The 20530-nt window shown below is 37.7% G+C and carries 13 protein-coding genes; 9 read left to right on the forward strand and 4 right to left on the reverse strand.

The features are described 5' to 3' along the window. Window positions 1-24 precede the first annotated feature (24 nt). Together JR347_RS08750 and JR347_RS08755 are read left to right on the forward strand one after the other, a co-directional pair. Window positions 25-1353: a YihY/virulence factor BrkB family protein gene (locus JR347_RS08750; RefSeq protein WP_205723672.1), complete on the forward strand. Its 1329-nt coding sequence runs from the start codon at window positions 25-27 to the stop codon at window positions 1351-1353. A 131-nt stretch (window positions 1354-1484) separates the two neighbouring features. Beyond that, window positions 1485-3476: an alpha amylase C-terminal domain-containing protein gene (locus JR347_RS08755; protein WP_205723673.1), complete on the forward strand. Its 1992-nt coding sequence runs from the start codon at window positions 1485-1487 to the stop codon at window positions 3474-3476. A gap of 99 nt (window positions 3477-3575) precedes the next feature. Here the strand turns inward: JR347_RS08755 and JR347_RS08760 are convergent, their stop codons facing one another. The 3 genes from JR347_RS08760 to JR347_RS08770 are packed head-to-tail and all read right to left on the reverse strand — an operon-like array spanning window position 3576 to window position 8203. Further along, complete coding sequence (locus JR347_RS08760) at window positions 3576-4547, reverse strand: polysaccharide deacetylase family protein (protein WP_205723674.1); 972 nt, start codon at window positions 4545-4547, stop codon at window positions 3576-3578. 1 nt (window position 4548) lies between these two features. Further along, entirely contained in the window at window positions 4549-5748 is a 1200-nt protein-coding gene (locus JR347_RS08765) for a glycosyltransferase family 4 protein (RefSeq protein WP_205723675.1), read from the reverse strand. 22 nt (window positions 5749-5770) lie between these two features. Next, the gene (locus JR347_RS08770; protein ID WP_205723676.1) at window positions 5771-8203 is read right to left on the reverse strand and encodes a glycoside hydrolase family 31 protein; all 2433 of its coding nucleotides are present in this window, start codon (window positions 8201-8203) and stop codon (window positions 5771-5773) included. A gap of 205 nt (window positions 8204-8408) precedes the next feature. Between JR347_RS08770 and JR347_RS08775 the strand changes: the two genes are divergently transcribed. The 5 genes from JR347_RS08775 (at window position 8409) to JR347_RS08795 (ending at window position 17618) form a co-directional block, all read left to right on the forward strand. Further along, window positions 8409-10232: a glycosyltransferase gene (locus tag JR347_RS08775; RefSeq protein WP_205723677.1), complete on the forward strand. Its 1824-nt coding sequence runs from the start codon at window positions 8409-8411 to the stop codon at window positions 10230-10232. An 18-nt stretch (window positions 10233-10250) separates the two neighbouring features. Continuing rightward, the gene (locus tag JR347_RS08780; RefSeq protein ID WP_205723678.1) at window positions 10251-11753 is read left to right on the forward strand and encodes a DUF4301 family protein; all 1503 of its coding nucleotides are present in this window, start codon (window positions 10251-10253) and stop codon (window positions 11751-11753) included. 63 nt (window positions 11754-11816) lie between these two features. Next, on the forward strand, window positions 11817-12680 hold the full coding sequence (locus JR347_RS08785; RefSeq protein ID WP_205723679.1) for a bile acid:sodium symporter family protein: 864 nt from the start codon (window positions 11817-11819) through the stop codon (window positions 12678-12680). A gap of 585 nt (window positions 12681-13265) precedes the next feature. After that, the gene (locus tag JR347_RS08790) at window positions 13266-16451 is read left to right on the forward strand and encodes a P-loop NTPase fold protein (protein ID WP_205723680.1); all 3186 of its coding nucleotides are present in this window, start codon (window positions 13266-13268) and stop codon (window positions 16449-16451) included. A gap of 192 nt (window positions 16452-16643) precedes the next feature. Beyond that, window positions 16644-17618: a hypothetical protein gene (locus JR347_RS08795; RefSeq protein WP_205723681.1), complete on the forward strand. Its 975-nt coding sequence runs from the start codon at window positions 16644-16646 to the stop codon at window positions 17616-17618. A gap of 66 nt (window positions 17619-17684) precedes the next feature. Here the strand turns inward: JR347_RS08795 and JR347_RS18370 are convergent, their stop codons facing one another. Continuing rightward, window positions 17685-17819 carry a GreA/GreB family elongation factor gene (locus tag JR347_RS18370; RefSeq protein ID WP_235689779.1) on the reverse strand — a complete coding sequence of 45 codons (135 nt, stop codon included), beginning with the start codon at window positions 17817-17819 and terminating at the stop codon, window positions 17685-17687. A gap of 421 nt (window positions 17820-18240) precedes the next feature. On the opposite strand from JR347_RS18370, the gene rhuM reads away from it, so the two are divergent. Together rhuM and JR347_RS08805 are read left to right on the forward strand one after the other, a co-directional pair. Continuing rightward, window positions 18241-19290 (forward strand): virulence protein RhuM/Fic/DOC family protein, encoded by a 1050-nt coding sequence (gene rhuM, locus JR347_RS08800; RefSeq protein ID WP_235689780.1) that lies wholly within the window; start codon window positions 18241-18243, stop codon window positions 19288-19290. Window positions 19291-19571: 281 nt separating this feature from the next. Beyond that, entirely contained in the window at window positions 19572-20477 is a 906-nt protein-coding gene (locus JR347_RS08805) for a sterol desaturase family protein (protein ID WP_235689782.1), read from the forward strand. The last annotated feature ends 53 nt before the right edge of the window (window positions 20478-20530 follow it).

A 20530-nucleotide genomic window follows, 5' to 3' on the forward strand; every position in this document is an offset into this window, starting at 1 on the left:
AAGTTTACATTGTAAATTAGCTATATGAACAAGGGTGCAATTCAAAGGCTAATCAATTTTTTCAAAAAAGATATCTGGGAGGTTGATTTCAAATCCATTTCTTCCTCTAAGCGCTTTTTATACAAAACAATTAAGGTAACTATTCTTGCTGCTAAAGGTGTTCAGGAAGATAAGATTGCTCTGAGGGCTTCTGCTCTTACTTACTTCTCATTACTATCATTTGTGCCACTTTTGGCCATTGCATTTGCTTTAGCTAAAGGGTTTGGTTTGGATAAAGTACTAGAAGACCAGCTTCTGGAAAACTTCGAAGGGCAGGAACAGGTATTTCAACAAAGTCTGAACTTTGCCCATAACCTGCTGGATTCCACTAGTGGAGGTTTAGTAGCGGGGTTTGGTGTAGTCTTCCTTTTTTATTCTGTAATGAAGTTGCTAAGTAACATTGAAGAGTCATTCAATGATATATGGTATGTGCATCAGGCAAGGGACTTAACCAGAAAGCTCACTGATTATATTACAGTAATGATTTTTGGTTTTATACTGATTATTGTTGCCAATGGAATAACCACCTATTTAGCCACTCAAATTACTGAGTTAACAGAACAAATAAAGTTGCTAGGTACCTTTAAAGGGTTGATTTTGCCAACGTTAAGAATATTGCCTTTCGCACTGATTTGGCTGCTCTTTACATTGTTGTATATGATAATGCCAAATACGAAAGTCAGTTTTAAGGCCGCTGTGATATCAGGAATTGTAGCCGGTACTATATTTCAATTTTTTGAGATACTTCTCTTTAAAGCTGGAATAGGTGTGTCGAGATATAATGCTATTTATGGAAGCTTTGCAGCATTACCGCTTTTTCTTTTATGGCTGCAAACAAGCTGGATTATTGTATTGTTTGGTTCAGAAATAGCCTATTCAATACAGAATATAGATAATTACGAAAGCAATATTAAAGCTGAAGGATTTAGTCTACGTTTTAAAAAGAAGGTAGCAATTGCAGCGTGCATTGTCATTATTGACAACTTCAGAAAGGGAAAACCTGCTTTAAATTTGCAGGAAGTCAATGAGCATGTGAAGGTACCTGCTCAACTGCTTTATGAGGTTCTTGGTAAGCTAATTAATTGTGGTGTATTATCAGTGACAACCAAAAATGATTTGGAGGCCTACCAACCTGCGGTAGATACTGACTTGATAACCATTCAATACATCTTGTCAAAGTATGAATCTCACGGTAAAGTAGAAATGGGTGAAATGCGCAAATCAGTGAAAGATGCTGATAATCTATTAAATGAATTGGATGAACTTATCGGAAAATCCAAAATGAATAAGTTGATAAAAGAGTTTAAAAGTTGACTTTTAGCTCAGTAGATATTCAATTTAAAATGCTCAATTAACAAATACCTGCCATAATTTATTGGCAGTAGCTATCATTGAAGGTTAGTTTTTGTTACCTTATCAAACTGAAGAACTTACCTGAAAAATATATGCTACAACTCGTTGAAGATGATCCATGGTTACAACCTTACGAAGCTAACCTTCAAACTCGCCTTGACTATTTTCTACAGCGAACTGCCGAAATAGATAAAAATTACGGATCCATCCAGAATTATGCCTTAAGACATAAAGAACTGGGTTTCAACTATGATAAAAAATTAAAGGGTTGGCATTATCGTGAGTGGGCGCCTGCCGCTAAGTCACTAAGCCTTATTGGTGATTTTAACAAATGGGATGCAAGTAAGCATCCACTATCAAATGTCGGAAATGGTATTTGGGAATTATTTATTTCTGAAAAGGATGGGCTTAAGCACCTTTCACAAGTAAAGGTAAAGGTAGAGTCGGATCACGGGTTCGCAGATAAAATACCTGCCTATACTAAATATGCGGTTCAAAACCCTGAAACACACGATTTCACTGCATGCTTATGGCATCCAGCAGAAGAATTCCAATGGACAGATCAGAAGTTTAACCTTAAAAAAATTGGAGCACCACTTATTTACGAGTGTCACACAGGAATGGCTCAAGAGAAGGAGGGAGTGGGCACGTATGCCGAATTTGAAAAAGAAGTTCTGCCTCGGGTAAAAGCTTTGGGCTACAACTGCATTCAGCTAATGGCAGTCGCAGAGCATCCCTATTATGGTTCGTTTGGCTACCATGTTTCTAATTTCTTCGCACCCTCATCGCGTTTCGGCACACCCGATGAGTTGAAATCATTAATAAATACTGCCCATAATATGGGTATAGCGGTAATCATGGATATTGTGCATTCTCATGCGGTGAAAAATGAAGCTGAAGGGTTGAATAATTTTGATGGTAGTGGTCATCAGTATTTTCATGAAGGAGGTAAGGGCTATCATGAAGGCTGGGATTCAAAACTTTTCGATTATGGCAAAGAGGAGGTAGAGCGATTTTTACTTTCTAATGTGCGCTATTGGTTGGAAGAATTCCATTTCGATGGCTTTCGTTTCGATGGGGTGACAAGTATTCTCTATCACCATCACGGAAATGGTGTCGGGTTCGATCATTATGATAAATATTTCAAGGATGGTGTCGACTGGGATTCAGTACGCTATCTGCAGCTGGCTTCTACTGTAGCAAAAAGTGTTAAACCGGATTGTATACTCATAGCTGAAGATATGAGTGGAATGCCGGGTATGTGCCAGCCAATAGAAGCGGGGGGATTGGGATTCGATTATCGCTTGGGGATGGGTATTCCCGATTCATGGATTAAGTTGCTAAAGCATAAAGCTGATGAAGACTGGAAAATGGATGAAATTTGGAATGTGTTGAGTAACAGAAGATATAAAGAAAAAACTATTGCTTATGCTGAGTCGCACGACCAGGCCATGGTAGGTGATAAAACCATAGCCTTTTGGCTCATGGACAAAGAGATGTACTGGCATATGAGTAAGGACGATGATAACCTTGTGATCGATCGTGGGATAGCCATGCATAAAATGATCCGATTAGTGACGGCCTCTGCTGGGGGCGAGGGTTATTTAAACTTCTTTGGTAATGAATTTGGCCACCCTGAGTGGCTTGATTTCCCTCGTGAGGGTAATGATTGGAGCTACAAGTATGCACGTAGACAATGGTCTTTGGTAGATAATAAGAAACTGAAGTACATCTACCTTAATGACTTTGACAAAGCGATGATAAAACTGTTGGATAAAAAGATAGTACTGGCCGCACCTGCTGCTCAACTAATAAACATGGATGAAACAAATCAGGTTTTGATATTTGAGCGCGCCAACCTCATCTTCATTTTTAATTTTAGTCCTTCCAATTCAATTCCTGACTATAAATTTTGGGTACCAAAGAAAGGAAAGTACAAATACGTGCTTAACTCCGATGATAAGAAATTTGGTGGGCACGGTCGCGTAGATGAAAAAGTTGTGCACGAAAGTTTTGAGGAAAATGGGGAAAACTACCTTGCTATTTATGCGGTAAACAGGGCAGCCTTTGTTTTAGAAAGATAAACTAAATTATTACGTCACTGCGAGGACTATGGGACGCGGCAGTCCCCTAATTAGTAACAATACTTCTTTATTCATTGCGCTGACTCATCGCAAAACGGATTATCTGTACCTCAACCCAATCGCAGTAAGCAGATTCATGCAATTAATGAAATGCTGAAATCCATCGCTTGATAAGTTAGTATTGAGCTGGAGCAATTTATCAGGCTGGCAAATAAGCATGATCACTTTCCAGTCTTCATCCGATAGCTGATCGTGTGTCTTATTGATTAACCTTTTACATTCATCCAAAAGTGCTTTTTGTAAAGAACCTGATAAATACTGTGCTAATGGCTGTGACCATTCTGGCGAGTTCAATGGCATACTTGCTGAATATTCGCCCTTTTTAGTGGTACTGGAAAGTATCTTTTTTAACCCTTTAATGGATAATGAAAGTAATTCTTTGTCATCATAGCCACTTCCAAAGCCATTCACTAAACCAACATAAGTGCTGCTACTGCTATCACCATTGGAAAGGAGAATTTTCATAGGTTTTTCGCCAATAGTTTGATAGCTATCAGATGATTTTACACCATTCAAGTGCCAGCTATTGGCCGGGGCAATCAGTCCTTTAAAGCCTTGATCACTTAGATGATTAATAAGCTGATCATTAAATAAGCCTGCAGTATTAATGAATAACTCAGCCGCTTTATTGAAATGCTTTTTGTAAGCATTTTTATGAAATTCAACTTCCTTTTTAAAAAGCTCTGCGTGGCATAAATAGCTGAAAGAATGATACGCACATGAAGCTACTAACTCAATTTTCCCACTATCAACGTGGCCTTTAATCTTCTCTAACTCAGCAGGATATTCTTTTTCCAACACTTCCAGAAAGGAAGCACTGAAGTATGCCAACACTTCATTTTTATTCTTTAAGAAATCTAACAAAGAATGAAGGCTGTGTTCCAACGCTTCCTTAATGGCATCGGGGATATTAATCTCCTCTATTAAATTTCCTTCATTACTAACTTCCAGAAAGGAAATTTCTTTTGTTGGCACAGTAAAATGATAATGAAGAACCTGATAGTTATTCATATTAAGCAGTTAAGATTTGAAAAATCTCTTTGCCAACCATCTCCCACGTTCTTTTTGAAGCTGCTTCTTTATTCTGAGCAACACCTTTGGTTATAACCTCTTTGCCAGACAATACTTTTTCTATCAGTTTTATATAGGAGGCTACAGTTTCTTTTTCAGGAATTAATGCTCCTTTTAAAACCTCTTTTGCACCACTATTCCCACTAATAATAATTGGCAGCTCATTAATAGCTGCTTCCATAGCTACCAGTCCAAAAGGCTCTGATATGGAGGGCATCACCAATACTTTACTCTCCCTCATTAGGGCATGCAGGGCATTTCTTTCCAACAAACCTGTGAAATTGAAGTGGCCGGCAAGGCCTTTTTCATTCACCTTGCTTACTACCTCTTGCGATAGCTCGCCATTACCCGACACAACAAACCTTAAGTCGTTATGGTTATTAACAAGCTCCGCTGCAATTTCAATAAACATAAAAATGCCTTTTTGCTGACTTAGTCGTCCGGCAAACAGTATGATGTCTTCTGCAAAAGGAGATGTATAATTTACTGGCTCTACCTTCTGGCTTGCCAGGTGAACAACCTTTATTTTCGATTTATCAATTTTATAAATGCTTTGCATGATGTTCGCATGGTAGTCACTTACAGCCACCACCACATCAGCCTTATCCATCCCTTCTTTTTCAAGTTTATAAATCCACGAATCGGTTTTTTTTCCTACCCTGTCATAATCAAGTGCATGGATGTGTAACATCAATGGTTTTTTGTATTTGGCCTTTAATTGAAGGGCAGCACCAATAGAAAGCCAATCGTGAGCATAGATTACATCGTATTCCAGATTTTCAACTTGCTCAACCACAGACTCACTATACATTTTTAATGCCTGCTGAATTTCTACAGCAGCATCTGTAACTTCAGTTTTAGTTTCTTCTCTTGTAGGATGATAAAAATAGGGCGTTAATATCGTTTCTACATTGATTTGTACCGCAGTAGCATCAACCGATTTAGCATCTAATAGGGTTTCTTCAACCGCCACATTAATCTGTTCACTTTCATTACTCATAGCCATTTGTGAAGCATGAACTGGTGAAACAATGGTAAGATCAGCTTTTGCGCCAAGCTGTTTGGCAATGTTTTCTGTGGCCAGACCTAAACCATAATTTTGGCTATCAGACTTTGAAGGACCTATCATTAATATCTTCATAGGTTGATGGATTTTTGATTAACTAAGTTTCAAATTTTATCATAGTAAATTGCTTGCTCACTGTAAACTTTATGTTATTGTTTTGCTGCTCGAAATGAACGGGCTGTTCATCTACCAGTATACTTTTAGGAACACCTTTATAGGCATGTAACACAATGTCAAAACTTTGGTAGGGTGCCTGGTAATCACCTTCCATAGTTTGAGAGATGGAGAAGTTAACACCATCAGTTTTTTGAATAAACTTCCTGATAGTACTTAATCCACGTTCAAAATCTTTGCTGTGCCCATCATCTTCGTACAATAGTGTAGTAGTGGTTGCTTCAGCGGCATACACATGAAGTGTCAGTGCTTCGGGTTCAAACTCATCTACATACTGCATTTTCGGCTGCATGGTAATAACAGACCCGCTTTTAACAAATAGCGGTAACTGATCGAGCGGTGCATTTACAGTTATTTCTGTTTTCCCTATCACTACTTCATCCGTCCAGAAATTTACCCATTTACCTTCCGGTAAATACATATTTCTGCTTGTTGCTCCTTCCTCTGAAACAGGACAAACCAATATATGGTCGCCAAAAAGAAATTCTTCTTCTCTGTTAAGCGTCTCGGTATCGTTTTGATAAGCTAATGATATTGATTTCAGCATCGGGTTGCCAAACTCTGCATATTGCCAATAGGTGGTATACAAATACGGCATCAGCTCATAGCGTAGCTCTATAAACCTACGCACAATACTTAAATACTTATCATCAAATTGCCACGGTTCTTTATCGCCATGATCTCCTGAAGAGTGAGTTCTAAAGAACGGGTGGAAAGTAGCTAATTGAATCCATCTGGTGTAGAGCTCACCATCAGGCGAACCAATAAAACCACCTACATCTGAGCCGGCAAAGGAAATACCTGAAGCTGCCAATCGCTGGCATTGTATGTTGGCAATTTTTAGATGCTCCCAGGTGGCCATATTATCGCCTGTCCACACTGAGCTGAACCGCTGAATACCTGCAAAAGCTGATCTGCTTATTGTAAAGCTTCTTTCATTGCCATTGAAGCGCTCCAGGCCTTCATAGGTAGCACGCGCCATTTGCATACCATACACGTTATGCGCTTTTCTGTGGCTGCATGGGTGCCCTTCGTAATGATGCCTCACATCCCTCGGGAAAGAGCCTTCTTCAAATACGGCCGGTTCGTTCATGTCGTTCCAAACTCCAGCTACACCATCGCTCACCAGGCCACTAAACAAACCCGACCACCAATTTCGTGCTTCGGGGTTCGTAAAATCAGGGAAGTGACAAGGCCCCGGCCAAACGCTGCCTTTAAATCTGGCGCCATCCATTCTGGTGCAAAAATAGTTATGATGCACACCTTGCTGATATACTGGATAATACTGGTCGATCTTTATCCCCGGATCTATAATGACAATGGTTTTGAAGCCATCTTTTTTCAGATCTGAAATCATCTTTTTAGGATTGGGAAAACGTTTCTCATCCCACGTAAAGCATCTGTACCCATCCATGTAATCGATATCTAAATGGATCACATCACAAGGAATCTTTTTGGACCGGAAGTTATCGGCCAACTCACGAACCGTACTTTCAGGATAATAGCTCCATTTACTCTGATGATAGCCCAAAGCCCATTTTGGAGGCATCGGTGAAAACCCGGTAAGCTCAGTATAGTCTTTTACAACATCAACGAGGTTAGGGCCGTAGATGAAATAATATCTCATTTCGCCACCTTGCGCCCAAAAACTTAAGGCCTCTTTTCTTTCTTTACCAAAATCAAAGAAAGTTCTAAAAGAGCTATCCAGAAATATGCCATAGCCCAGCCCATCCTTTAAACCGGTAAAAAACGGAATGTTTTTATAAACAGGGTCGGTCTCATTTCCATAGCCGTAGCAATCGGTACCCCAAAGTTCCCTTCTGGTGCCGTTAAGGTTTAGTTTCCCTGTTTTATCGCCCAGGCTGTAGTATTTATAGTCGGGCGATGATTTGAGTGTGGTGATCACCACATCGCCACCATACTTTTTCTCTTCCTTCCAATGATACCCTTTCTCATCTTCCATAATTACCTGGTCCTGGTCATTACAGATTTTGATGGTAAAGTTCTTTTTGTAGATATAGCACTTCAGCACGGAAGTGCGAACCAGAATGTAATCTTTCTGATCTTTAAATTTATAGCGTGCATCGCCATACGAATATTCAGGATCAATGGCATACGAAAAGTCATCTTCAAAATAGCCATCGTTAGAGTACCTGAATTTTAATATCGATTGATCGATGATACTCAATTGCAGCACAGAATGCTGTGCATATATTTTTAACGATTGTTTCTTCAGTTTCCAGCTTATCAGCTCACCCGGATAAAACTCCTGCTCTTCAACGCCTTTGAACTTTTCTATGTAATTACCTTCAAAGTTAGGCTCTTCCTGTATGGTTTCTTTCTTCTGTTCTTCCATCTTATCACATTGATATCGCCTTGATAATATCAAAGCGTATTCAAATTAAAACACTTATTATGTTTAAACACCAATCGTAAAGTATATTTATTTAGGCTGCCGCACTATCTTTTTAACACTAAATCTGTTAATTTTTGAAATTAAACTTACTGAAGCACTTAAATTGAATTAATTTATTGGCTCGTTTTAAAAACAACAGGATTTCATGTCTAAAGAGGCTGCATTAAATACAGAAGAACATCTACTTGCCGAAATCGCCTGGGAAGTGTGTAATCAGGTGGGTGGTATCTATACAGTGATACGCTCCAAAGTACCAACCATGGTAAATAAGTGGGGTAAAAATTATGTTTTAGTAGGCCCTTATGCTAAGAAAGAAGCCAGCACAGATTTCGAGGAATCTGAATTTGAACATCCTATTTTAAAAGAAGCTATTAATAATTGCCGCGAAAAAGGGTTGGATATTAGGTGTGGCTTTTGGCTGGTATCTGGCAGACCAAAAACTATTCTCTTTAATTACCATTCTGTTTTTCACGAGCTGGGAAATATAAAGTATTACTACTGGCAAGACCATTCGATTGATTTTAATAAGCACGACCCTCTGTTGGATGAAGTGCTTGCATTTGGGTACATGGTGCATTTGTTTTTGTCGGAGCTTACCAGAGTAGCATTAAAACATAAGGTTAAACCGATTGCGCATTTCCATGAGTGGATGGCCGCTTCGGCCTTGCCCAATTTACGGAGAGATCAGGTGCCATTGCAAACAGTTTTTACAACGCATGCTACTTTACTTGGCCGCTATTTGGCCATGAACGACCCTCAATTTTATGACCATCTTCCATTTATGGACTGGCTCAAAGAAGCTCAGTATTTTAACATTGAGGCCAACGTGAAGTTGGAACGAGCATGCGTTCATGGTGCTCATGTGTTTACTACTGTGAGTGAGGTTACTGGTAAGGAATGTATGCACTTGCTCGGCAGAAGTCCTGATTTAATTCTACCTAACGGACTGAATATCGAGCGTTTTTCTGTGTTGCACGAAGTACAAAACCTGCATCACGAGTATAAGCAGTTGCTGGAGCAATTTGTGATGGGACATTTCTTCCAGAGCTATTCATTTGACTTGGGTAAAACACTTTACTTTTTTACTTCCGGCAGGTTCGAGTATTTGAATAAAGGGTATGATCTAACATTAGAAGCACTTGCCAGACTTAACCATCGATTAAAAGAATCGAATTCGCCATTTACGGTGGTCATGTTTTTTATAACAAAGCAGCCGGTGCATTCCATAAACCCTGATGTGCTGAACGCTCGTGCGATGCTGGATAAAATTCATGCGAATAGCGAATCTATCGTAGAACAAATTAAACAGCGGCTTATCCGCCAGTCGGCCTCGAGCCAGGGCGATCATAAACTACCCAACTTAAATGATATGGTAGATGATTACTTGAAGTTAAGGCACCGCAGGATTATCCAATCGTGGAAAACAAATGAGCTACCACCTGTTGTTACACACAATTTGGTAGATGATGAAAAGGATGAAATTTTAAACTTCTTGCGCACATCAAACCTGGTGAACCATAGAGATGATAAGGTGAAGATTGTCTACCATCCTGATTTTATTTCCAGTACCAATCCCTTGTTTGGAATGGAATATAATGATTTTGTGCGCGCCTGCCATCTGGGGGTTTTCCCGAGTTATTATGAGCCCTGGGGTTATACACCATTAGAATGTTTGGCACGAGGTGTAGCAGCTGTTACCTCTGATTTATCGGGCTTTGGAGATTATATGAAAAACGTAGATATCGGAGATGAAAAGCACGGCATTTTCATTGTTAAAAGAGCCAATAAAAGTTTTGACGAATCGGCTGAAGCCTTATGCAATATTATGCTCAACTTTATACAAAACAGTAGCAGAGCAAGAATAGATATGCGGAATAAATCGGAAGACTTATCTGAGTGTTTTGATTGGAAGAATTTGTATAGTGCATACGAAAAAAGTTATATAAAGGCCACAGAGACACTTTTTTAAACTATTGAAACAAATAGAATGAACGAAGATCTTAAGAAAGAATTAGAGCAGCTGTGCAAATCTCCAGCAAAAGTAGAGGAGCAGTTGAACCGATTTAAAAATGGCTTTCCATTTTTATCGATTAAGAAACCTGCTACGGTAGGTAATGGCATAATTAAACTGTCTGAGGCCGATCTCGATCATTTTATTTCATTGTACAGCAAAGAAGCGGGCAACTATGAGATTACCAAATTTGTACCTGCCAGTGGCGCAGCCAGCCGTATGTTTAAAAGGCTGTTTGAATTTTTAACGGAGGATGAATCTGAATCTGAAGATTCTAAATTTCTGAAGAAGTTTTTTGGAGGCATTGAGCATTTTGCATTCTACAATTCTTTGAATAAAAAGCTGGAAGCACAAGGCACATCTATTGAGGAAGCCAAGAAGAATAAAAACTACCATCAGATAGTAAAAGCATTGTTGAATGAAGATGGCCTGGGCTACGGTCAGTTGCCAAAAGGGCTTTTGGAATTCCACCTTTATGATGATTCTGCCAAAACACCTACAGCAGAACATTTTTCGGAAGGGGAGAAGTATGCTAAAGGTAAGGGCGGACAAGTACGCTTGCATTTTACCGTTTCACCAGAGCATCAGCAAGCCTTTAATGATGAAGTGGCGAAGCTTAAAAAAACATTTACGGACTACGAAGTTTCATTCTCGCAACAGAACCCTGACACTGATACCATTGCCGTAACTCCTGATAATGAGCCTTTTAGAGAGGAAGATGGCAGTATATTATTTCGCCCTGCAGGACATGGAGCTTTAATTGAAAACCTCAATAAAATTGATGCGGATATCGTATTCATTAAAAACATAGACAATGTAGTGCCTGATCATTTTAAGGAGAAGACCATTGTGTATAAAAAAGCCCTGGGCGGGTTGCTTATCGAGGTGCAAAAGAAACTATTCGCACATCTGGAGAAGCTAACTCAAAACCCATCTGAAGGAGATATCGCAGCGATAGAAAGTTTTGCCAAAAATGAGTTGATGCTCAGCTTTAAGCAAGGGTTTGAAACACTTTCCGCTGGCGATAAGGTAAGCTATTTAAAAAGCCTTCTGCATCGCCCACTAAGGGTGTGCGGTATGGTGCCCAACACAGGTGAGCCTGGTGGTGGCCCATTCTGGATAGAAGAAAAAGATGGTTCCAAAACACTTCAAATTGTTGAAACCTCTCAGTTTAATCCCGATGATAAGGCTGCTGAACAGGCGCTCAATTCAGCCACACATTTTAACCCGGTAGATTTAATCTGTGCGTTTAAAGATTACCAGGGCAAGAAATTCGACTTGTTGAAGTTTGTAGATGCTGATACTGGTTTTATTACCGAAAAATCTAAAAACGGCAAAGACTTAAAAGCGCTGGAAATGCCCGGACTTTGGAATGGCGCCATGTCCAACTGGATAACCCTTTTTGTGGAAGTTCCCATCGAAACCTTCAACCCGGTAAAAACAGTGAACGATTTGTTGCGGGCGGAGCATCAGGGGTGAGCCATGTCGTTTGATTTCTATTATACTATGCATTTGCATATAATCTTCAACTAAATATCTCCAATGGATTCTATCTCTACTGCAATATTAGCCCTGTCATTAATCATCATTATGCTGGGCATGGGTTTGTCTTTAACCATTGCCGATTTCACTCGCATATTTATCAATCCTAAAGCAATACTGACAGGCTTGTTCTGCCAATTGGTGGCATTACCGGTGATAGGGTTTGGGATTATCTCTGTCATGGACTTGCCTGCTGAGATAGCCATTGGTCTGATTATCCTGGCAGCATGTCCGGGTGGGCCAACATCCAATTTGATAGCCCATTTAGCCAAAGGAGATTTAGCCTTATCTGTTTCATTAACTGCCATTAGCAGTTTAGTGACCTTGTTGAGTATTCCGATTTTGATCAATATGGGTTTGAACAGGGTGTTGGGACAAGGCACTTTGATCCAACTCAATGTTGTGTCTACCATAGCTCAAATTTTTGTCATAGTTATTCTGCCTGTAGGTATAGGAATGTGGATTCGTGCTCGCAAAGAGGCTTTTGCCGACCGTATGTTAGAGCCCGTTAGAAAAGCCTCGGCATTGGTGTTTGTTTTGGTGCTAGTTGGAGTGATTGCCAAAGAAAGAGCTAATCTCATCCCTTTTTTCCAACAAGCGGGTATTGCAGCGCTTATTTTAAATGTACTAACTATGGGCTTCGGCTATTTTATTGGCCGGATCATGTCACTCTCAATACCACAACGCATCTCCATCTCAATAGAAGGCGGAATCCAAAACGGTACGCTAGCGATAACCATAGCAACCGCCATCCTACACAATAGTGCCTATGCGATAACTCCTGCGGTTTATAGCATTATCATGTTTCTAACTTCCGGGTTACTTGTGTTTATGTTGGGTAGGAGGAAGGTTAGTGGGGTTTAGAGGTTTTTATAATCCAAGGAATAGGACTTGTTAAGTATAATATAATGTTGGTTTATGGGTTGGGTCTCGTTGTTATATTTTCGTACAGATCATTGATAGTCCCGTACAGTGGGATTAAAATAATACCTGATCCACTATGCCTTTTTCAAGTAAAGAATAGAGCATTACCACATTAGAGTTATTCTCCCCGAATTTGTTGGATGTGCCATGTCAGCAGACAATGATGTTTTTCATTTGCTAAAATTTCCTTGAATATAAAGATTTGAAAAGAATGAAATTTTGTTTTTTCGGAGGGAATGTTTTGAGAAAGCCTTATTGTAGCCTTTTGGAGAGGTTTTTTAGTTTTGATGATTAGGGGATTTTGCTCAATTGATTAGGTGAAAATACCTAATGCTGAAAAATGAAATTAGAAATCTATTTCTATATTACGATTTAGTAAAACCTTTAAAAGCTATATTTAATTTTATGACAACTAAACGGCTTTTATCTAGGCGAAGAGTTAAACTGCTAAATCTAAACTTGGCCTTGGTCAAAGTCTTGCACAATAGCAGCTAAACTATTTTTATAGTAGGTAATTAAATCGAAATGAGTAAAAAGTATAATTTCATTGACAACAAACCGCTTGGAAAAGACTTATTTGAAAGTCAATCACAAGAAAGTACTGCCAAGGTTATTTGCGATATTATAAAAGAAAATCAATTTCAAGTAATTGGAATAGATGGAGGCTGGGGAGTTGGTAAAAGTAACCTAGTACAGATTGTTGATGATAAACTCAAAGGTTATTCCTTTTTTATCTATGACGTTTGGGGTCATCAGGAAGATGAGCAAAGGAGATCATTACTTGTTGAATTAACAGAATTTATAAGCGATGAAAAGAATAATTTGGTAAAGAATGAAGCCAAATGGAAGAATAAGCTTAAAAAATTACTTTCCAAGGAAAAGGAAGTTACAACCGAAAATCAACCTTATCTGAGCCCAGGATTCATAGCTTCTGTAATTTCTGTTATCTACACCCCCACTGCACTCGCGTTTAAAGATGAATTTACTTTTGAAGATTGGTTATATATACCTGCTATTATTTGGAAAGTATTACTTTGGGGATTGCCTTGGCTAATAGTTTTCGCTCTATTTATAAAGCATTTAATTGATTCTCGGAAAAATTCTAAAGGATTTAGAGAGTTGTTAAAATCGGCCTTTCAAGAGACATTTCAGGTTTATACTGACAAGCAAAAAAAGGAAACTAAAATTGAGACAATTTCAGAATATGAACCTCCAGTTAAAGCATTTCAAGATTGGATGTCTGAAATTGATAAAGATCTTAAAGATAAAAAACTAGTTTTAGTTTTAGACAATTTTGATAGGTTACCAAAGAACCATATACTAAACGTTTGGTCTTCAATTCATGTGTTTTTTGCCGAAAAAACATATACGAATATCAAGGTTATTATTCCATTTGATAGGAAACACATAAAAAATGCGTTTAAGGATTTAAATGGTGAATCTGAGAATGAAAATTTTGCCGATGACTATATTAATAAAACTTTTGATATAGTGTTTAGGGTTGCACCTCCAATTCTTTCAAGTTGGAAAATCTTCTTTAAAACTAATTGGAAAAATGCATTTCCAAGTTTTAGTGAAGATGAATATGAAAGAGTGGAGCTTGCTTATGAAATATTAAGACCCAACATCACCCCTAGAGAAATAGTCGCATTTATAAATGATTGTGTTTCTACTAAATTGCTTCAAGAATCAATTCCTGACAGGTACATAGCTATATTTTTACTTAATAGAGAGATTATACTAAATCACCCATTAAATGCAATAAACAATTTAGACTATCTCAGAGGATTAAAGTCATTGTACGAACAGGATACCAAGTATGCAGAGTATATCACAGCTCTAGCTTATCAAATAAACCCTGAAAATGCTCTAGAGGTAGTTTATCGAAAACAATTGAAAGATAGCTTGGTGAACAAGGACAATGAAAAGTTTACTGAAATATCCAAGACACAAGTATTTACACATATTATTAAACCAGTCTTAAATGAAATTAAGGAATACGGAAACCCCATTTTAGTCCTCAAAGAATTAGAGGTATCAAAACAAGTTTCTCAGAGTAGGTTAGATAACATTTGGCAATCGATATATGCACAGGTCAAGGCAGGGCAATTAAGCACCGGCAAATTGGAAGAAGCTCAAATTGTACTTTTAAGCAAGCTGAAAAGCTCATTCAAAACAGAATGGTTAAAGCTTATATTAAGCTCTTTTTGGGTTGGTAATGAAGGTTTGAATATAGATGACTATGTGAAGAATATAGATGGATTAAGAGAGGCTTGTTCCAAAATGGATTGGGATGTAGATGTTTTGAAGTATGTTGAAAAGAAAAAAGTATCTGTAGAGCATATAAAACAGCTAGTAGAGCTTAAAGGAGATGAATATTTGAATTATAAGCTTTCCTGTTCGAGTATTGAGATTGATGAATATTTAGAGGGCCTTGCTGTTAGTGAACTTGATGAAGCTGAATTCATATATTATATGAGCAATGCAGGGGATTTTAAGAAATTCACCAAAAAATTGTATGAGTATCTTCAACAAAATAAAAATAATAAGGATCATGTAAAGAGAATTATTGATCTGCTTAAGCTAGTGGATCGGGATAAATTTGACGTTTCAACGGTTCTTGCTGATGCTGATATTTACACACTTATCAGCAACACTCAAATCGATGAAGAGGTGATGATAGATTTAGCAGCTCTGCGTCTATCTTTATTATCCAAAAGCCATGCTTCATATCAAGGTGTTTATAGTAAAGTCCTGAATATTGATGATGATGAGTTTAGTAGTTCAGTTGCACAGGAATTAGAATGGTATATTAATTATCACGAATTTCTTGTTGGGTCAACTTCTTTTACTAATGCCTTAGTAAAGTCTGTTGTAAAACAACTTCTTTTAATTGAAAGAAATCATGAATCTTATTGCATTGAACCAATTATTAAAAATTTGATTCCAATTGCCGATGTTAATGAGTTGAATACTGAGGAAATATTGAATTCTTTAGAGGATTTCCCTGAAGGGGATTACTTAGTAAAAGAGTTACTCAAACTTGACAGTAAAACCCTTGAAATACTTTTTAAAAGTGATAGTAAAGCCGCCAATATGGTAATCGAATTATTAACTAATCACTTTAAAGGTTTGATTAAGGAAGGTTGGAATGACATTTTCTCTGATTTGAACTCTTCAACCTTTGATAATTTAAGAGCAATTAATTTTAATCAGTGGAATGCGTTCGCCTTGGAAGAATTTAAATCACTGCTCTTACACATAGTGGATGAATCTGAGATTGAAGAAATTGAAGTCGTAGAATGGTTAATTGAAAGTTTTAAGTCCAGTGGAAAGAGCCTTGAAAATACATTTAAAAGTATTCGTGATAGATTGATTTTAAACGACTCCATATCAACCGAGGTTTTTAATTTATTGCTCAAGCCTGTTGTTGATTTTGGTAAGTTGATAGAAAAGCCAGATGATTCTGTACGCACAATCTTTAATTCTGAGCTTCTTGATAATTCGATTTCAGTTGGGCTCATGAAAGAAAATGCTGATCAATTAAAAATATTATTTAGCAAATCTAGTACTACTTCAAAGTCTGATTTTAGAGAGGGACTTCAAGCAAGAAGTTCAGATGAAAATATATATGAGTTAGCAAGGTTACTAGGTTTTAAAATAAAAAAGAGCAATAAAAAAGATGGTGAAGAATCAGATGAACAATCTTAATTGATTTATTATTTGACCAGAATTTTAATTAATAAACTGGCAGTTCGACAGAGTTATTATTTAGGAAATAACCGATAAGATTATTGAAAGCCTATCTAACTATTTTACGTGCTGAAAATGATTACCCTCAGGTTGATCGAGGTGAATTGTATAAGGAGATTTTTGCTCAAGCTGGTAATTTTAAACGGTATAATGGATAAGGAAGAGTCATTGTCCCAGTACGAAACTCCTGACTCGAGGTGGAGTTTGTTTAACGTCAATTCATTCAAAGAGTACGAATCCAAATATATAATAAAGGGCAAATTCCATGGCCAAGTGCCAACGGATGTTGTTGAGGCTTATAAATCAGCAGAACACATTATGGCTCAGGCTTATTATCATTATCCTCTTCTAGATGAGGCAGCTAATAAACTACTTCGTATTATGGAGATGGCAGTTAAAATGAGGTGTTTGGAGATTGATATTGAATTAAAATTTAAGGTTAAAGACAAAAAGGAAAAAAAGAAGGATTTAAATCGTCTGATCAATGATTTAGACAAAAAGGAAGTTTTTAAGAATCCAGGTAGACATTTACACGTAGCTCGTGGACTCAGAAATTATTCAATGCATCCCGAAAAAAACTCATTGCATGGAACTCTATCACTTAATATATACGAACAGATGGTAAACCTCCTTAATGAATTATTTTTGCCTGACTCATATTTTAAGGAAAAATCGGAGTTACTTCAAAGTTTGGAGGTGAAAACAAATGAATTGAAGAATGGTCTTTTTGTCTTAAATATTAATAATAAAAGTTTTTTAATTCAAGGAGCAAAGCCAGTATCTGTAGATAAGGTTAATGGAAATTGGGTTTCATTTTGGGTGGCACATCCAATTTTTAAGGAATTTAAAAAACTAGTTGAAGGCAAGGTTTTAGATCCTCCATTCTTTTTTGCACTAAAAGAAGTTGATTTTATTAATAGCTTTCAACTGGTAGGTAAGTTGCTTAATGAGACTAGTATGAGTATTTGCAGATCAAATAATCAAACCGACAATTCCATTTATGAGAAATTTCTTAATGAGCAGGCTCGAATGACGCATGAGTTATTTGAACCATATAAAATGCTCATAAACTCAAAAATAGGAACGGAATTAATGAGGTTTAGGTATTTGAATTGCTGGCACTGATAAAAGTAACCAAAAGTATCTTTCATCTCATAGTATATTCTACCACCGAAACTTGCCTATTTTTGCTTAATAAGCACAACCTCCTGCAGTTGTATGGCTACTTCCCATACTCAACCCTCCTAATCTCCCACACAAATTCAGCTGCGGGGTTTTTACAATGGCTTGGTCACCTACTTTTTTGTCTAATAATGCTTTGGCCATGGGTGTGTTGTAAAGATAATTTTAATGAAGTGGTATGTGCACTAAATGCACTTATCACAATATAAAAAGTTTAATTTTGGATATATCGCCTATTAGTAGATGTAAAGTATGATGTCAGTGATTTCATTAATACCATGAGTGAAGTTTTAATTTATGAGTCCGATAATCAGGTAGAGGTAGAAGTTACCTATGAAGATGAATCTCTATGGTTAAGTTTAAACCAGATCGCTTCTCTTTTCGATTGAGACAAATCTGTGATCTCTCGGCATATTAAAAACATCTACTAGGAAGGCGAGCTGGAGGAGTATGCAACTGTTGCAAAAAATGCAACAGTTCAAAAAGAAAGAGGTAGTAAGAAGGTTTAAGTGTAATCAGCCTTCATACTGATTGATGTAATCAAGGATGGGAATTGCAACAAAAAGTGGTAAGTGCAACAAATGCACATACCACAATACTAACAGGAATAGAGTTAGATAAGTATAGATACATAAAATTGAGTAATCAAAATCAAATTGAAATTTTTCAGTCCGCTAATGGCCAAACTGAAGTTGAAGTACGATTTCAGGAAGAAACCATTTGGCTATCTCAAAAGCAGATGGCCACACTTTTCGAGAAAGATACAGATACTATAGGCCTGCACCTTAAAAATATTTTTAATGAACAAGAGCTTGATGAACATTCAACTACCGAGGATTACTCGGTAGTTCAAAAAGAAGGCAGTAGAAATGTCAAAAGAACGATCAAGCATTACAATCTAGACGCAATTATTTCTGTTGGATATCGTGTTAATTCCAAAAGAGGTACACAATTCAGGATTTGGGCAACCCAACGATTAAAAGACTACCTCGTTCAGGGCTATGCCATTAACCAAAAACGTCTTGAGCAAACACAACAGGAAGTTAAATTACTCAAGTCAGGCATTCAAATTCTAAGTCGTGCTATAGAATCCAAAGCAGAAGAAGCAGGTTTTGAATGGCTGGACCAATATGCCAAAGGGCTGGAACTCCTCGATGATTATGACCATGAGCAACTGGATAAAAAGGGGATAACACTTCGAAAGGCTACTTACCCCAAACCTGAGGTTTATCAGGCTATTATTGAGGAGATGAAAAAGGACTTCGATTCTGCTGTATTCGGAGTTGAAAAAGATGAAGGGTTTTATGGTGCGATAGCTCAGATTGAAAAGGGATTTGACAGCGAAGATTTCTATCCAAGTCTGGAAGAAAAGGCAGCCATGCTTTTATATCTTATTATTAAAAATCATGCCTTTGTAGATGGTAACAAAAGAATTGGCGCAGCCTGCTTTCTACTCTTTCTAAAAGAAAATAATCTATTGCACGATCGGCAGGGAAACCTACTAATAAGTAATGAAGCACTGGCAAGTCTAACACTCTTTGTGGCAGCCAGTAAACCTGAAGAAATGGAAACGGTGAAAAATATAATCGTGAGTGTGCTTAACAGAAATCAATAACGTTTTTGCGGCACACCCTCCACCCACTTTTTTGTTTACTTAATTCTCAATTCACGAATCACGAATCAACGAGCAAATTTTACTTCTGATACTCAATCTTCTTAATCTTCCACACAAACTTAACAGCCGGGTTTTTACAATGGCTATCCGACCACATTACAATAACCAATAATAAAGCAGGCACAATTTTTTGATAGTACAACTATTCGTGGTTTATTGTGTTAAAGACAATACAGTGCGTAGTATTGTGTTAAATCAACCTTCACTTTAAAAGTCTAATTTTGAATCTTGAATTTGTCAATCCGTTAGTTTGGGGTGTTCCTTTATTCATAGTTCTGGTTTTAGTAGAACTTACGTATAGTCACACTCACGATAAAAAACTGTACCAATGGAAAGACCTGTTGGCAAGTTCTGCCATGGGTTTGGGGTCAGTATTAATCGGCCCATTGATTAAACTTATTTCTGCAGCAGCCATTTTTTATGTAGTGTACGAGCTTTTTAACCCTGAAGTAAATGGCGTGCGCACCAATATTCTGGGGTATGAATCCTTCGGTTGGGCATGGTATATCTGGCTTATCTGCCAGTTTTTAGATGACTTTACGTATTATTGGTTGCATCGCTTTAATCACACCGTGCGGTTTATGTGGGCTGCGCATATTGTACATCATTCATCCAAGAACTTCAATTTTGGAACCGGTTTAAGAAACGGATGGTTCACCCTTTTATACAAGCCACTCTTCTACATGTGGTTGCCTGCTATTGGCTTCCATCCGGAAATGGTGTTGGTATGCTTAGGTATTGAAGCGTTATGGCAATTCCAGCTGCACACGCAGTTTGTGCCTAAACTGGGCTTTTTAGAGAGATTTCTAAATACACATACACAACATCAGGTGCACCATGCAAAAAATTTAGAATATCTGGATAAAAACCATGGTGGCTATTTAAACATTTTCGATAAGCTCTTCGGTACCTGGAAGGAGTTGGATGAGAATGTAGAAATTGAGTATGGCGTTGTTCATGACCCTGAATCTTACAACCCGTTAGTCATTGTAACACACGAATATGCCAACATTTGGCGCGACATTAAGAAGTCGAGCAGTGTGTATGAGGCCTTTATGTATACTTTTGGTGAACCCGGCTGGAGCCCCGATGGTTCAACCAAAACTGTGAAGCAGTTGCAGCGATAATTGTATTTACAAATTCCAACCTTTTTGTTTCAAGAAGTGTCTTAGACGATATA

The organism is Fulvivirga lutea, from assembly GCF_017068455.1.
Taxonomy (GTDB): domain Bacteria; phylum Bacteroidota; class Bacteroidia; order Cytophagales; family Cyclobacteriaceae; genus Fulvivirga; species Fulvivirga lutea.